Origin of the sequence: Belliella filtrata, from assembly GCF_022549775.1 — a bacterium.
GTDB classification, from domain to species: Bacteria; Bacteroidota; Bacteroidia; order Cytophagales; family Cyclobacteriaceae; genus Belliella; species Belliella filtrata.
This window is the reverse complement of sequence record NZ_JAKZGP010000007.1, coordinates 66,664-81,871: the sequence shown is the minus strand read 5'-3', so window position 1 is coordinate 81,871 and position 15,208 is coordinate 66,664. Positions and strand designations below refer to the sequence as shown.

Sequence of the window (15,208 nt, the reverse complement as noted above, 5' to 3'; positions counted from 1 at the left end):
GCTTCATATAAAGCTTTCATAAGGATACGCTACGCTTAAAAACTCGAAAATCAGAGTTAAATCAAATTGTTTTTCCTTCAAAAGAGGAAATGTTTCACTCAAATAAACTTGAAGAAACGATACTCAAAATACACATCACTTAAGATGCTAGATATCCAAGAAAAATACTTCTAGGTGATAGGTTGATTTCTTGGCAAACAACTAGTTTAAAATTACAACAAATAATTTACCAAATAGTTAAAACCAGTGTTAAAAATTATTTAAATAAAACATATTTAAACATAAACGGTATTTACAACAATTTAAATTATATAAAATATATGTTTATTTAAAAAAACATAAATCACTTACTTGTTAAGATTTGTAATCCTGCCAACTCCACTCGACTAGCGGGAGGCGGAATTATATTGAACTTTTTCGAGGATATAGAGGCTGTTGCTGAAGCAAAGTTTTTGATGGGCTGAAAATGATTATCGCTTCATGATAAATACCCACTTGACCCTGTTCCAAGTTTTCTGTTAAAATAATTTGCTCTTAATTATTAATACTCTTATACCAATAGAAAAATGCTTCCGGATTGGTCTTTTTTAACTTATTCAATTTATTGTATGTTTGCTCATCAATCAACCAATCTTTGATTTCCAACGGATTTTTAAACCGTTCGATTTCCTGATTTTCTTTATTCAGTAATGATGTCAGATAGGCAACTTTAGATGATGCTGTTATGGCTTCTACGATTGAAAAACGGTCAATAATAAAATTTGTAAAGTTCTTAATCCCCAATTGTAGGTGCTTGAATTCATCAGATTTTGTATCTCTTTCCGCCAATGTATAGCAAGTCTGCCAGGTGTCTTTCAATACCTCGTCAGCATCCATATTTAACTTTCGATAGCCGATTTCTTCTTGCACCACTCTCGAATAACTTTCTTTTACTACGTTGAGGTCAGTTATTTGGTCAAACAAAAATCCTATGTCGTACAATTGTTTAATGATTTCGACTGGACGGTGTTTTGAATATAATATGCCTGTGGTTTTGGGTGCAAAAGCCGTTAACTTATCTCCCAAAATAGCCTCAAACGTTGGCAATACAACTATCGTATTTTTCCCCGACGTGGCTAACCAATTATGATTTATTGGATATTCTTTTGTTTCAGGGTATGTATTGGACGTGTATAATAAATCCAATAGTATCGGCTCTTCGTGACTATCTACAACACTTTTATAAAACATCTTGAAATGTCCGATGGGTGCATCTGGCGTATGTTTTCGGTCGTTATTACCTTCCCAACGGATAAACATTTCTAATTGGCTTATCTTTTCTAAAACCTCCTTGATTTTATCCTCAGGTTCTTCTGTAATGATGTCAATATCTATCGAAAACCGCTTAGGTATTTCCGTTGCTAAAAGTAGAGCCGTTCCGCCTTTAAACACAAAATTCAGATTATTCAATTGCAGTTGCTCCAAAAGTGTTAAAGCATATATTACTTTTTCAATAAGCTTTGGGTCAATTCGCTTTCCCAACTTATTTCTTAAGTTGGTAATCCATTCTATTGTGTATGATTTTGTATCTATCAGGTTTTATATTATTGGCACAAATAACATTATTTTGCCAAACTTATATTTATCAGTATTTCAATTTCTTCTTCTCTGTTTCTTCGGGCGGCATATCTACGCATCTTCAATTGGTTTAAAGTGTATTTCTGCATTACACTTCTTATAATAAACTCTCTTTCATTTTGCTGTGCCGAAAAAAGTGTTGTATCTATCAACATATCCACCAATAACTTTTCCAATGCAGGGATATTAATTTTATCTTTTTCCATCAAAGGAGACTCCGAAACCATATTTTTCACAATAAGAACTTTATCTTGATTATGAATGTATCGGTCAAATATTTCCTCACCAGGATTAAAGAAAACGTTTTTATTGCTTTCTCTTAGAAAGGCAAATACAGATTCAGACGCATCTTTTTCTACTTCAATAACGACATAATGTTTAAATGGCTGATGACGCATAAAATCATTTAACCACAACGTATCCCAAATACAAAAAGCGATATAAGGGAATTCATGTTTTACCTTATTAAATAATTTCTTTAAATTATTTGAAATATTGGGTTGAAAAGGAATGCTACGATCCATCTCATATATCCCTCTGGAAGGAGTATTTATTACCCCCTCTTTTTTTAGTTTGGACAGGTACATATTGATTGTGTTATCAGACCAGGATGGAAAATCCTTTTTTATTGACTCCACAAGCTTCTGCTTGGAAAGTCTTTCACTTTCCATAAAATAGCGACCGATATTTTTCCCTAACGTTTCTGCCAAAATTGTTTTTATTTGATAAATATAACACAAATTTATATAAGTTCGGCATAAATGGCATATTTTGTCAAAGTTATATTTCAGCTGATTTTTGTTTTCCAATATTTTAAGCCTATTTTCTATTGTAAATTAACGTCTAAAATAAGATGTTATAAAAAAGGGTAAAACACCAGAACAGAACCTTGAATATTTTGCTTAGCATTTTGAAATACATACTCCCCATCATCCGATTTGGTCAGCAATCCCGACAGAATATCTTTATAATAAATCTCCGCCTGTCGCATCATTGATGACTTTACAGTTAAAAGCAGCCGCTTTAAGATAGTTTTCCATTTCTCAAATACTAATGATTGCTTGAAGCTGTCAGTTTTATTTTCTATTCAATTTCTCAGCGATTTAGGATGTCATCCCCCACACATGGCAAGAGACTAGGGCATAAAGCAGTGGCGCTTTGCTTACTATTTATTTCGTTTCCTCTTGCATTCAGTGGAGGCTGAATCCTGGTGATGCTTCATAATTAAATCTTTAACCTAAAAGAAGAAATCATGAAAACTATATCTTGATATAGAGTATTTAATATATCAACATCATTTGAAAGTCGGTTCGAAATGTTGATAGTTGAGTCCAAGTCCCTTAACTTCTTGCCTGCAAATAAAAAATCATTTTAAATTCTCCAAACCCAATTTTATACTGATATTGAAATTAATCGAGGATTTTTTTTTGACTTTGATGAATTACTCTTAATATTAATAGACGAAGCACAAATTATTTAATATGAAAGAAGAATATTTTAAGTGGTACTCGCCACATCTTCACAGAGACGTTGAAATGCTTGTTTTTGGCCACGCCGGGTATCCTGTGGTGTTGTTCCCTACTTCCATGGGTTCATTTCATGAAAACAGAGACATGGGATTAATTGAATCAGCACGTTGGTTTATCGAGCAAGGTTTGGTTCAGGTATTTTGCCCCATGAGCAACGACCGTGATAGTTTTTACAATAAAGGAATTCATCCTCATGACCGCATTCAAAACCATGCTGCCTATGACCGTATGATTTGCCATGATATCGTAGAGAAAATCAGATACAACACCCCAGTAGGCAAAGTAGTGATGGCTGGCTGTAGTTTTGGTGGCTATCATGCTGCCAACTTTGCGTTTCGTCACCCTGGTTATGTTAGTCATATGTTTTCAATGTCTGGAGCCTTTGAGATCAGAAGCTTCATGCACGGTTATCAGCACGAAGACATCTATTACCACTCCCCATTGGAGTTTCTCAGAGATCTACATGATGGAGAATTATGGAAAATGGACATTGTATTAGGCACTTCAAACTGGGACATTTGCTTTGAGGCAAATATAAAGCTCAGTGATGTACTTGAAGGAAAGCGGGTGGGTCATTGGCTAGATGTTCGCAAAGACCGAAACCATGATTGGCCAGTATGGAAAGAAATGTTTCCTCATTACCTATCCAGAATTAAATTCAACTAATTATTTAAACTTATAAGTTTTAGCGTAAAAGATTTCTTGACAGCAAAATCTATTTTAAGAAGCCGAAGAATCTCTTTAGAAATTGAGTATTAAAAGAAAAACTAAATAAAAGAACATGAAAAAAATTGGAATTCTTTTTGGCATGGAAGACACTTTTCCCCATGCATTTATAGAAAGAGTAAATCAACAAAACATCAAAGGAATAGTGGCCGAAGCTGTCACCATTGATAAAGTGGTACAAAATCAATTGACAGAATATGCAGTAATCATAGACAGGATATCTCAAGACGTCCCTTTCTATAGGGCTTACCTGAAAAATGCTGCATTGACAGGAACAGCAGTGATCAATAACCCATTTTGGTGGTCAGCAGATGATAAGTTTTTCAACAATGCCCTCGCAGACACACTTGGTGTTCCCTTACCCAATACAGTATTATTACCTTCTGTAGAGCATCCTACTGATACTACTGCTAAGTCATTTAGGAACTTAAAAATGCCTTTGGATTGGGAAGGAATCTTTGAATATGTGAAATTCCCTGCCTATATGAAGCCTTATGCTGGTGGTGGTTGGAAAAACGTATATAGATTAGAAAGTAAAGAAGAGTTTTTCCAAAAGCATAGAGAAACTGGACAGTTGGTAATGCTGCTTCAAGAAGAAATTGTCTTTACAGAATACTTCAGGGTGTATTGCTTAGGTGGAAAAGCGGTGAGGATCATGCAGTATGAACCACGCAATCCTCATCACCTGCGCTATGTGATAGATGGTCCTCCAGCTTCAAAGAAGCTACTTACCAAGGTTAAAGAATATACCATAGCGCTATGTCAAGGTTTAGGATATGATTTCAACACCGTGGAATTTGCGGTTAGAGATGGGATTCCTTATGCAATTGACTTTGGAAACCCTGCACCTGACGCGGATATCAATTCAGTAGGTCAAGAAAATTTTGAATGGGTAGTGGAAGAATCTGCAAAATTGGCCATATCCTATGCAAAAAGTCAAAAACCAGGTCAAATCAACTTGACTTGGGGAAAATTTATGAAAGATGCAGTGAATTCAGCAAAACGTTTTTAAGATGAAAAAATTACCTGTTTTTACTTTAGGGGTTGAAGAAGAATACCAAATCATAGACCCTCATACTCGTGACCTTCGCTCCCACATGTCCAAAATCGTGGATGGCGCAAAGATTTTTCTGAAAGAGCAGGTAAAATCCGAAATGCACCAATCAGTGGTGGAGGTAGGTACCAATATTTGTAAAAATATCACGGACGCCAAAAATGAAGTAGCTTATTTAAGGCATAAAATAGTAGAGCTCGCTGCCAAACAAGCTTTGGTAGTCGGAGCCTCTGGTACACACCCATTTTCTAAATGGCAAGATCAGCAGATCACAGATGATCCAAGGTATCATAACATAGTCAATGAGCTTCAGGACACTGCACGAAGCAACCTAATCTTTGGTCTTCATGTTCATGTGGGTATAGAGAATAGGGAAATAGCCTTGAAAATCATGAATCAAGCATGCTATTTCTTACCCCACATCTATGCCCTATCAGCGAACTCTCCTTTTTGGGAAGGAAGAAACACCGGGTTCAAAGCTTATAGAGCAAAAGTATTTGCGAAATTCCCTCGAACTGGTCTTCCAGAATACTTTGACACAGTACAAGCCTATGATAGCTACTTAAATACTTTGGTAAAAACTAATTGCATTGACAATCCAAAAAAAATCTGGTGGGACCTAAGAATGCATCCTTTTTTCAGCACCATTGAATTCAGAATATGTGACATGTGCTTGACAGTTCAAGAAACCATCTGCATCGTCGCTTTGATACAAGCTGTAGTCGCGAAGCTCTACAAAATGAACCTTTCCAACACCAGTTTCAACATCTATCGAATCGCACTGATAAGAGAAAATAAATTCAGAGCAGCACGCTATGGAATCGACGGTAAAATGATAGATTTCGGAGAAAACAAAGAAGTCGAATACAGAGAATTGATGGTTGAATTACTTGATTTTGTAGATGATGTCGTAGATGAGCTTGGTAGTAGAGAGGAGATTAACTATGTACATCAGATCCTCAAAGAAGGTACAGGAGCTGACAAACAGCTTAAAATTTGGGAGGAGACCCAAGACCATCACAAAATTGTAGATTTTATCACATCTCAATTTACTAAAGGCATATAACCCTATTTGAATTGACTGTGTATCTTTGTAGAAAATAGTAAGCGTAATGATTAACGTAGCCATACTAGATATGTATGATGGCGAGCCCAACCAAGGCATGCGCTGCATCAAGGATATCATTAGTAGATTTGAAGGACAATTAACATACAAGGTCTATGATGTCCGAGGAAAAGCAGAGCTTCCAGACATTAAAGACCATGATTTGTATATCTCCACAGGAGGTCCTGGCGATCCACTCGAAGGTGACGGCATATGGGATCTCAAAAATAGTCAGTTCCTGTATAATTTGATAGAATGGAATAAAATCAACAAAAGGAAAAAATACCTTTTGTTGATTTGCCATTCATTCCAAATGGCTGTCAACACATTTGGGTTGGCTACACTTTCGAGAAGAAAGTCGACGTCATTTGGAGTAATGTCTATTCACAAGACAGCTGAAGGATTAGAGGATAGTCTTTTTGAATCTTTGGGAAATCCCTTTTGGGCAGTAGACTCCAGAGATTATCAAGTGGTACAGCCTAAGATGAAGAAATTCCAAGCCATGGGAGCAAAAATAATTGCTCTGGAAAAAATAAGGACTCACCTGGAGTATGAAAGGGCTTTGATGGCAATCAGGTTTTCTCCTGAAATTGTCGGTACCCAATTCCACCCTGAAGCTGACCCTATTAGTTTTATGAATCACCTTCGCAAAGAAGAAGTAAAGCAAAAAATAATAGCAAAAAAAGGGAAAGCCAAGTACAGAACCATGCTTGAGCACTTGGTAGATGATGATAAAATATTCAAAACCAATGAAACACTCATCCCAAACTTCCTAAAAGAGGCTATGGGCAACATTTTAGAACAACAAGAAATTTTTCAAGAATAAAGATATGATTCAAAAATACAGAACACTTTTCAACGACGCGTTTAGCCCTGAAAAGTATAAAGCGCTTCTAGAAGATATAGCAAGTGATTTTGATTATTTACCTACTTTTCGAATCGCAGAAACTCCATTTTTCATTTCCAAAGAATTGAAAAAGCAATTGATTGAAGCAACGGATGATGTAGTAAATTTTATACAAACTGAAGATTTCAAATCAAAGACACAACGTGCCGTCAACCTCAATACCGATGTGCCAAATGAGGACCAGCACACTCAGTTTCTTGCTGTAGATTTCGGAATCTGTGAGGAAGATGGAAAAGTGATCCCAAAACTCATAGAAGTTCAAGGGTTTCCTTCAGTTTTCAATTTTCAACATCATCTTCATGAAAAATTCCTAAGGCATTACCCTTCGCTTAATGACCTCACTCCATACTTTGGACAACTAGACAAAACATCCTATTTACAAAAGCTGAGTGAAACCATTCTTAACGGACATGCTCCTTCAGAAGTGGTACTGTTAGAAATTGAGCCAGAAAAGCAAAACACAAAAATAGACTTTTATTACTGCACCCGAGACCTTTCGATTCCATTTCTTTGCGTTACAGACCTGATCAAGGAAGGGCAGAAACTATTTTACAAAAGCGAGCAAGGTGATCTAGTCCAAATCAAAAGAATATACAATCGTGTCATCTTTGATGAACTAAATACCAGAACGGATCTCAAGCTAGCATTTGACTTCAAAGAAGATTTGGATGTTGAATGGGCTGGACATCCCAATTGGTTTTTTCGAATCAGCAAATACATGCTACCGATGCTCAGTGGGCCATATTTCATTGAGTCAACCCTACTATCCGACTTACAACGTATTCCTGAAGATTTGGAAAACTACGTCCTAAAGCCACTTTTCTCGTTTTCAGGAAGCGGTGTAGTATTTCACGTCAAACCCTCTGACATAGAGGCTGTGGTCGAAAAAGACCTCTATATACTCCAAAAAAAGGTGAATTATATACCCATTTTACAAGCTCCAGATACCAAAGTCAAAGCAGAAGTCAGAATGCTTCTTGTTTGGCCAGAAAAAGATGAGAAGCCAACCCTCATGACCAACCTTGTAAGGCTCAGTAGAGGAGAAATGATAGGCGTCAAATTCAACAAAGACAAAGATTGGGTTGGAGGAACAATAGGATTGTTTGAATCAAACTAACCCAAACACCATACATAATTTTATTTTTTATCAGAAATGGCAAGCATTAATTCAAATATTTGAAACATTGCAAATCATAATGACAAAAATCACTTTTTTATCTTATTCTTTTTGATAGTTTTAAACTTTGAAAGCAAGCCTTTCAAAACTTTAACACTATTCCAATACAACCTTAACACATGAAGATAGGCATTCTCAAAGAACCAACGGGAGAAGCACGAGTGGCTTTACTCCCAGAGGCGGTCAAAACCTTACTTTCTTGGGGCACAGCTGTAGTCGTAGAATCAGGAGCTGGGCAAGCCTCATTTGCAAGTGATGCCACCTATGAAGCTGCAGGTGCTACTATTGCCACTCGAGAAGCTATATTGACCACAGCAGACATGATTTGCGGTATTCAATCACTTGCTACCACCGAAATCAGCCAAATGAAGCCGGACGCGGTACTTTTGGCACAAATGGGGGCACTCTATAACCTAGACCTCACCAAATTCCTCTTGAAAGAAAAACGGACTGCTTTTAGTATGGAGCTTGTGCCACGTACTACACGTGCTCAAAGCATGGATGTACTTTCCTCTATGGCTACTGTAAGCGGCTACAAGGCAGCCTTACTTGCGGCCAATAGCCTTCCTAGGTTTTTTCCAATGTTCATGACTGCTGCTGGCAGTATCACTCCAGCCAGGGTAATGGTGATCGGTGCAGGAGTAGCTGGGCTACAAGCCATCGCAACCTCCAAAAGACTAGGAGCCACAGTGTATGCCTTTGATGTCAGAAAGGCAGCCAAAGAAGAAGTACTTTCTATCGGTGCCAAATTCATCGATGTAGAAGGAGCCAAAGAAGACAAAGGAGCTGGCGGCTATGCTGTAGAACAATCTGAAGAATATATCCAAAAACAAAAGGACACCATTCATGAGCACGCTCAAAAAGCTGACGCAATCATTACAACTGCCCAAATACCAGGAAGAAAAGCACCTCTTTTGGTAGAAGAAAGGACCGTACTTGCCATGAAGCCAGGCTCAGTTATCATAGACCTTGCAGCATCATCTGGAGGAAATTGCGCACTTTCTCAACCTGATCAAACTGTAGAAGTCAATGGAGTCAGAATCTTTGGAGTAGACAACCTTGCTACCCAACTCCCGCAGGATGCCAGCAAGATGTTTGGTAAAAATTACCTAAACTTCTTAAAACTCATCATCAAAGACGCAGCTATCAACCTCAATTTTGAAGACGATATAGTCCTTGGTACTTGTGTTTGTCATGCAGGAGAAGCAAAAAGTCCACGTGTCGCTCAACTTTTAAATCAATCATAATGGAACAATTACTGAATTATATAGGCGAAAACATGGAAATGATTTATTTCCTGATTTTGGCAATACTACTCGGAGTCGAAGTCATATCAAATGTTCCTGCCATTTTGCATACCCCGCTGATGTCCGGAGCCAATGCGGTACATGGTGTGGTAGTGGTCGGCGCAATCATCGTAATGCTGCATGCCTCTCCCGACAATTACCCATCCTTGATTGTTGGCTTTCTAGCAGTAGTGATGGGTACACTAAATGTCGTTGGAGGATTTGTGGTGACCGATAGAATGCTAGAGATGTTCAAGAAAAAACCGAAGAAATCATGACCTTAAATATACTTGAAATAGCCTATTTGATTGCGTCTTTGACTTTCGTAATCGGGCTCAAAATGCTTAGCCACCCTGAAAGTGCCCGTAAAGGCAACCTCATTGCGGCAGTAGGGATGCTTATCGCAGTGATTGCTACCATTACCATATATCAACCATTTGATAACTCGAAAACCCTTAACTACGGGTTGATTGCTTTAGGATTAGTGGTTGGGACTATCATAGGTACCATGATGGCAAAGAAAGTCAAGATGACAGCCATGCCTCAGATGGTATCTTTCTTCAATGGAATGGGAGGTGCTTGTGCTGCACTGATTGCTGTGATCGAATACCAAAACCACAATACTTCAGCTTCCCTAGGGTTTGATGGAGAGTTTTTGGTGATGCTACTTGGTCTGATTATCGGGTCAGTTTCCTTTTCTGGCTCTTTGATTGCTTATGGAAAATTGGAAGGAAAAATCAAGGACTTTGTCCTACCGATGAATCAAGTAGTCAACATGCTCATGTTGGCAACCATCCTAGGTTTGACAGTTTACCAAATGCTAGGTAATGATAGTACGCCATTATTCTACGGTTTATTAGCCATATCCCTGATATATGGTGTGTTATTTGTAATGCCAATCGGAGGTGCAGATATGCCTGTTGTGATCTCTTTGCTTAATTCGTTTACTGGGGTGGCCGCTGCATTTGGAGGCTTTCTATATAGTAACAAAGCCATGCTGACTGGTGGTATTTTAGTTGGATCTGCGGGTACCATTCTCACTATTTTGATGTGTAAAGCCATGAATAGGTCTTTGACTAATGTCTTGCTTGGTGCATTTGGAGGCAATGCATCAGGAGGTCCTAAAGGAGAAGCTGGCGATCAAACAGTAAGGGAAATCAGCATTACGGATACTGCTGTGCTATTATCTTATTCCCAGCAAGTAGTCATCGTTCCTGGGTATGGACTTGCTGTAGCACAAGCTCAACATATCTGCCATGAGCTTGAAAAATTGCTTGAGGAAAAAGGTGTAACAGTAAATTATGCCATCCATCCTGTAGCTGGAAGAATGCCTGGTCACATGAACGTATTGCTTGCTGAAGCAGACGTACCTTATGAAAGGCTTCAAGAGATGGAAGAAATCAACCCTAAGCTTGCAAGCACTGATGTGGTTGTCGTAATTGGAGCAAATGATGTGGTAAATCCTGCAGCGAAAAACGACAGCTCCTCGCCTATCTATGGCATGCCTATCCTGGAAGTTGACCAAGCTAAAAATGTTATCATATTGAAGCGAGGCATGAGTGCTGGGTATGCTGGAATTGAAAATGAACTTTTCTTTTATCCTAAGACCAGAATGCTTTTTGGAGATGCAAAAGATTCTTTACAAAAACTAACTTCTGAAGTAAAAGAGGTATAACAAATCTAAAAATAACAAAATAATAAAGGGAGACTACCAACAAGTCTTCCTTTTTTTATAATTTTATACTTAAGAAAACAGTGTTTTACGCTAATTTATTCTTGAATGCATTTCTGGAATCAAGAATAAAATTTAATAATCTTATTTCTTTTACAGGCTAAAGAATGAAAAATTAAAACATTCGTGAAGAAAATATTACTGGTTCAAAAAGCATTTCATTCCTTTAAAACGGCATATTTTAAATAAACCTAGAAATTTTCTCTTTACATCAAGCAAATTCAACACTCATTTATAAACATAATTCTTCTTTATGAAAAAGTTATTTTTACCCATGCTACTAATCACCCTTGGCTTTGAACAGGCCTTGGCTCAGACTTCATTTATTGGTGTGCAAAATAGCCCTAGAAAAGGAATCATCAGCGCAACCATGAATCCCGCTGAGATCAATAACCTTCACAAAAAAGTTGATGTGAATTTTTTCTCATTCAATGGATCTGTGAGTAACAATATCATTTCCTTTGGTGATATTTTTGAATATGGTGGGGATGTCGTTGATGTCGCTTTTCAAAGGGCTGATGGACCAGTAAATTTTCGATCAATGGCTAATATACTTGGACCTTCGATTGGAATAAAGTCAGGGAAATGGGCATTTGGATTGACAACTCAGGTTTTTACTAAAGCGGACATTGTAGATTTCGATCCAACTTTAGGTCAATCTTTATTGGATATTCAATTTGCTGGACAGAGTAACTCTGTAGCGATAGCAACCGAATACAACCAAAGAATTAATGCTACAGCTTATGGTGAGGTTGGCTTTGTAGTTGGTAGAGAAATTTTTGATACAGAAAAACATAAACTTTCTGTCGGTGCCACAGCAAAAATACTCATGCCGGGTGTGTATGCGAATGTCGGCTTAGATAAATTCCGTGCCGAAATTAACCAAGTTAATACAGCTGTAAGTGTAACGAAAGCTTCTGGTTCATTGAACTTCAGCTACTCTGAATCTGATCTCAATGGTTCAAATTTCGGCTTAGGAAGCAATGGTTTCAATATAGGATCCCCAAATGGTTTTGGGCTTGACCTAGGGGCAAATTATCAAATAAAAGACGACAGAGGAAGGACTAAACTCAATACTGGGCTATCACTGATGAATTTAGGAAGTATGACTTTCGCAAAAGGTCAAACTAACAACACCTATTCTATTGACATCCCAGAAGGTGATAGCTTTAGAATAGATCAACTTGAAGGTAATTTTGAAGAGATAGAAAATCAATTAATCTCAAGTGGGTACTTTACAAGATCTTCAGAGACAACTGGAATAAGAACAAGTTTGCCTTCTGTGATTTCTGCATATGCAGAAATGCACATCATTGGAGTACTCCATGGTAGTGCTTTCATCCAACAGAGATTTGGGGATGTAAACTCAAACCAACAATTGTCTTCTCAAAATGTATTGGTACTCACACCACGAGTTGTACTAGGTAAGTTGGAGATTTATTCACCTTGGACTCAAACAGAAATTTCAGGCTTTAACGGAGGGCTAGGACTTAGGTATGGAGGATTCTTTGTAGGTAGTAACTCTTTACTTACAGGCTTTACAGCAGACTCCAAACAAGCTGATTTCCACATGGGACTAAGTTGGGGATTTGGTCGATTTTAATACAAAACATAAAATAAGCCTTGGTAAACTACCAAGGCTTATTTGCTATCAAACCTTGAAACCACTTTAATTATTCAATTGAATTATTTTTATTTAATTTTTGCTGACTCAAACTCCCCAGCTCTTCTTCCATGGCTAATGTACTTATCCACTTAGAGATTTTTGGCAAGAAGGAGAGAATAAGCATGATCCCACCAAACAAGAAAATATGGTATGGGTTGGTGAAATAAGTACCTGACGAAAATATACCCAAGATCAAAAGCGTACTGAATGGCATAGAAAGCGCCAATAAATTCACTCCTAACTCCAAGTCAAAAGTTGGTTTAACCTTCTTTGATTCATCGCTTAACTCCATTGACCTTATCGCTGACATATGAGCAAATGGCCAGAAACTGACGGCGCTTTGAGGAAACACCACAGCCAATAAGACCGCTTCAATCGGCATGGGTACCAAAGCCACAAAAATTCCACTGATAACAAATGTAATTCCAGCCCTGAACAATAACATACCAGCTAACATCCTTAATTGATCCCATTTGAATACCACAGCTATACCAATAAACAACAATACCAATGGAGTCATCATGTCTTTCATCATCAAAATTGCCTCTGACATGAATACCGGAAGTGACTCCATGTTGATCCCAAAGCTTAATAAAATGATTGCAGAGATCATTACTAAATTGATTGGTTCTTTGAGCATGGCAAGCAAGAGCTGCTTTACCCTATCCTTTGTTGAGGCCTTTTTAAGCTGATGATGTTTGTAATACCAAGAAATCGCCAATAAATACGCCAATACCAATACAAAAAACTTGTTGCCAATATCCGCTAATGCTGCCCATGCTAGCACATCTTCTCCCAAATAAGACACTACAAATGGGAAACAAGTAAGTCCGGGTGCAAGGGATGGTAGCAATAGTAAAAGTGTTCGCATAGATGCTGTACCCTGCTCGATCCCCAAAACTGGTAAGGCATATTTTGAAATCAACAAAAACAAAATATTGAACAACAAGGCAAGCACCGGCAAGATCAACAAATCTGGATTTACTTCTATCTTCAACAGAGCCACAAAAATCATGGCCGGAAGTGCTACATCCAAGATGATCATTTTAAGCCCCTTATGCTGTTCAGGCTGGGTAAATTTTCGCTTGAGCACAAGCCCAAGGACAATAAGTAAAATCAGTGAAAATGTTTTTTGTAATGCTATACTCATAGTTTAAGCTGTTACTTTTTCGAAAGTTTCGACAAAATATTCCATCTCTTCCATCGTACCCATACTCACACGACAATATGGTTTCTCATCTATACTAAATACCCTAATACTCACTCCAGATTCATTCATTGCTTTCATAAATTCCATTCCGTTCATGGTAATAGGAAACAATACAAAGCTGGTAGATGATGGAATTATGTCATACCCCATAGCGGATATTTTGTCAACCACAAATGATCTACATTCCGTATTGAGCTTCTTACATTCTGCAGTGAACTGCTCATCGTTCATACTCGCTATGGCGCCTTTAAGGGAAGTAGAGCATAAACCCATTGTACTCCTAACTTTATCAGTAATAGATGAAATACGCTCTGGCTGAGCCACAATGTAACCTATCCTCAAACCAGCCATACCATGAATTTTGCTAAAAGTTCTCGCCACCACTACATCATCACCTTTAGCCACCAAATCGACCATAGAATGTGATTGACTATCATCTAGAAACTCCAAATATGCTTCATCAACAAATACGGGGACTTTGGAAGATACATCTGAGCAAAATGATCTCAATTTATCTGAGGCTGTTATGGATCCAGTAGGGTTGTTTGGATTGCAGACATACACCAACTTGGTATCACTATCTATAGCAGACTTCATGGCTTCAAGATCATGAGAATAGTCTGATTTAAGTTTTACAGGCTTCCAGCTTGCTCCCAAAGCTCTTGCCGTACTGATGATAGACATGTATGCAGGATCTGCAGACACGATATTCCCACCAGAAGGAAATGATACAAAAGCCATCTTCTCTAATAAATCTGAAGACCCTGGACCAAGCATGATGTGTTTAGGACTTACACCTTCTTTTTTGGCGATCATTTCGATCAAGTCAGATGCATCTCTATGGGCGTAGCGATTACCAGTCACAACCGCCTCCTTTATAGCTTCGACTACTGCTGGTGAAGGACCGTATGGATTTTCATTTGCGGACAATCTTGCAAGCATTCTTGGTGCATTGAAATCTTCACGAGGAGTGATTTCATAAAAGCTGGATTTTGGGAATGCTGCATTTACATCCATGGCACTTACAAGCTTCGGCATTGATGCTATAGCACCTATTCCCAAGAAGGATTTCTTAATCCATGATCTTCGATTGATTGACTTTTTCATTTGCTTATAGTTTTTTTTTAGAAATAGAATCATGAATCACCTTTAAGAAAACACACTGAAACAGCTCATTAGAACTATCATACAACTTTAAC

At 37.9% G+C, this 15,208-nt stretch carries 13 protein-coding genes; 9 read left to right on the top strand and 4 right to left on the bottom strand.

Going from position 1 to position 15,208, the window contains the following annotated elements; translation table 11 throughout:
• Window positions 1-534: 534 nt before the first annotated feature.
• Both MM239_RS04790 and MM239_RS04785 read right to left on the bottom strand, forming a co-directional pair.
• Complete coding sequence (locus tag MM239_RS04790; RefSeq protein WP_241347064.1) at window positions 535-1,521, bottom strand: nucleotidyl transferase AbiEii/AbiGii toxin family protein; 987 nt, start codon at window positions 1,519-1,521, stop codon at window positions 535-537.
• An 80-nt stretch (window positions 1,522-1,601) separates the two neighbouring features.
• The gene (locus MM239_RS04785) at window positions 1,602-2,327 is read right to left on the bottom strand and encodes a DUF6577 family protein (RefSeq protein ID WP_241347062.1); all 726 of its coding nucleotides are present in this window, start codon (window positions 2,325-2,327) and stop codon (window positions 1,602-1,604) included.
• Between the two features lie 771 nt (window positions 2,328-3,098).
• On the opposite strand from MM239_RS04785, the gene MM239_RS04780 reads away from it, so the two are divergent.
• From MM239_RS04780 to MM239_RS04740, 9 genes are all read left to right on the top strand, one after another.
• Entirely contained in the window at window positions 3,099-3,812 is a 714-nt protein-coding gene (locus MM239_RS04780; RefSeq protein WP_241347061.1) for an esterase family protein, read from the top strand.
• Window positions 3,813-3,927: 115 nt separating this feature from the next.
• Window positions 3,928-4,884 carry an ATP-grasp domain-containing protein gene (locus tag MM239_RS04775; RefSeq protein WP_241347059.1) on the top strand — a complete coding sequence of 319 codons (957 nt, stop codon included), beginning with the start codon at window positions 3,928-3,930 and terminating at the stop codon, window positions 4,882-4,884.
• Between the two features lies 1 nt (window position 4,885).
• The gene (locus MM239_RS04770; protein WP_241347057.1) at window positions 4,886-5,992 is read left to right on the top strand and encodes a carboxylate-amine ligase; all 1,107 of its coding nucleotides are present in this window, start codon (window positions 4,886-4,888) and stop codon (window positions 5,990-5,992) included.
• A gap of 46 nt (window positions 5,993-6,038) precedes the next feature.
• The gene (locus MM239_RS04765) at window positions 6,039-6,857 is read left to right on the top strand and encodes a type 1 glutamine amidotransferase (RefSeq protein WP_241347055.1); all 819 of its coding nucleotides are present in this window, start codon (window positions 6,039-6,041) and stop codon (window positions 6,855-6,857) included.
• A gap of 4 nt (window positions 6,858-6,861) precedes the next feature.
• Window positions 6,862-8,055 carry a hypothetical protein gene (locus tag MM239_RS04760; protein ID WP_241347053.1) on the top strand — a complete coding sequence of 398 codons (1,194 nt, stop codon included), beginning with the start codon at window positions 6,862-6,864 and terminating at the stop codon, window positions 8,053-8,055.
• A gap of 179 nt (window positions 8,056-8,234) precedes the next feature.
• On the top strand, window positions 8,235-9,362 hold the full coding sequence (locus MM239_RS04755) for an NAD(P) transhydrogenase subunit alpha (RefSeq protein WP_241347051.1): 1,128 nt from the start codon (window positions 8,235-8,237) through the stop codon (window positions 9,360-9,362).
• Window positions 9,362-9,679: an NAD(P) transhydrogenase subunit alpha gene (locus MM239_RS04750; protein WP_241347049.1), complete on the top strand. Its 318-nt coding sequence runs from the start codon at window positions 9,362-9,364 to the stop codon at window positions 9,677-9,679. Before MM239_RS04755 ends, MM239_RS04750 begins: the two co-directional genes overlap by 1 nt.
• Complete coding sequence (locus MM239_RS04745) at window positions 9,676-11,076, top strand: NAD(P)(+) transhydrogenase (Re/Si-specific) subunit beta (RefSeq protein ID WP_241347048.1); 1,401 nt, start codon at window positions 9,676-9,678, stop codon at window positions 11,074-11,076. Before MM239_RS04750 ends, MM239_RS04745 begins: the two co-directional genes overlap by 4 nt.
• 310 nt (window positions 11,077-11,386) lie before the next feature.
• Complete coding sequence (locus MM239_RS04740; RefSeq protein WP_241347047.1) at window positions 11,387-12,736, top strand: DUF5723 family protein; 1,350 nt, start codon at window positions 11,387-11,389, stop codon at window positions 12,734-12,736.
• Between the two features lie 70 nt (window positions 12,737-12,806).
• Here MM239_RS04740 and MM239_RS04735 read toward each other — a convergent pair whose 3' ends face one another.
• Window positions 12,807-13,949 carry an AEC family transporter gene (locus tag MM239_RS04735; RefSeq protein WP_241347044.1) on the bottom strand — a complete coding sequence of 381 codons (1,143 nt, stop codon included), beginning with the start codon at window positions 13,947-13,949 and terminating at the stop codon, window positions 12,807-12,809.
• Window positions 13,950-13,952: 3 nt separating this feature from the next.
• Complete coding sequence (locus tag MM239_RS04730; RefSeq protein ID WP_241347042.1) at window positions 13,953-15,116, bottom strand: pyridoxal phosphate-dependent aminotransferase; 1,164 nt, start codon at window positions 15,114-15,116, stop codon at window positions 13,953-13,955.
• Between the last annotated feature and the right edge of the window lie 92 nt (window positions 15,117-15,208).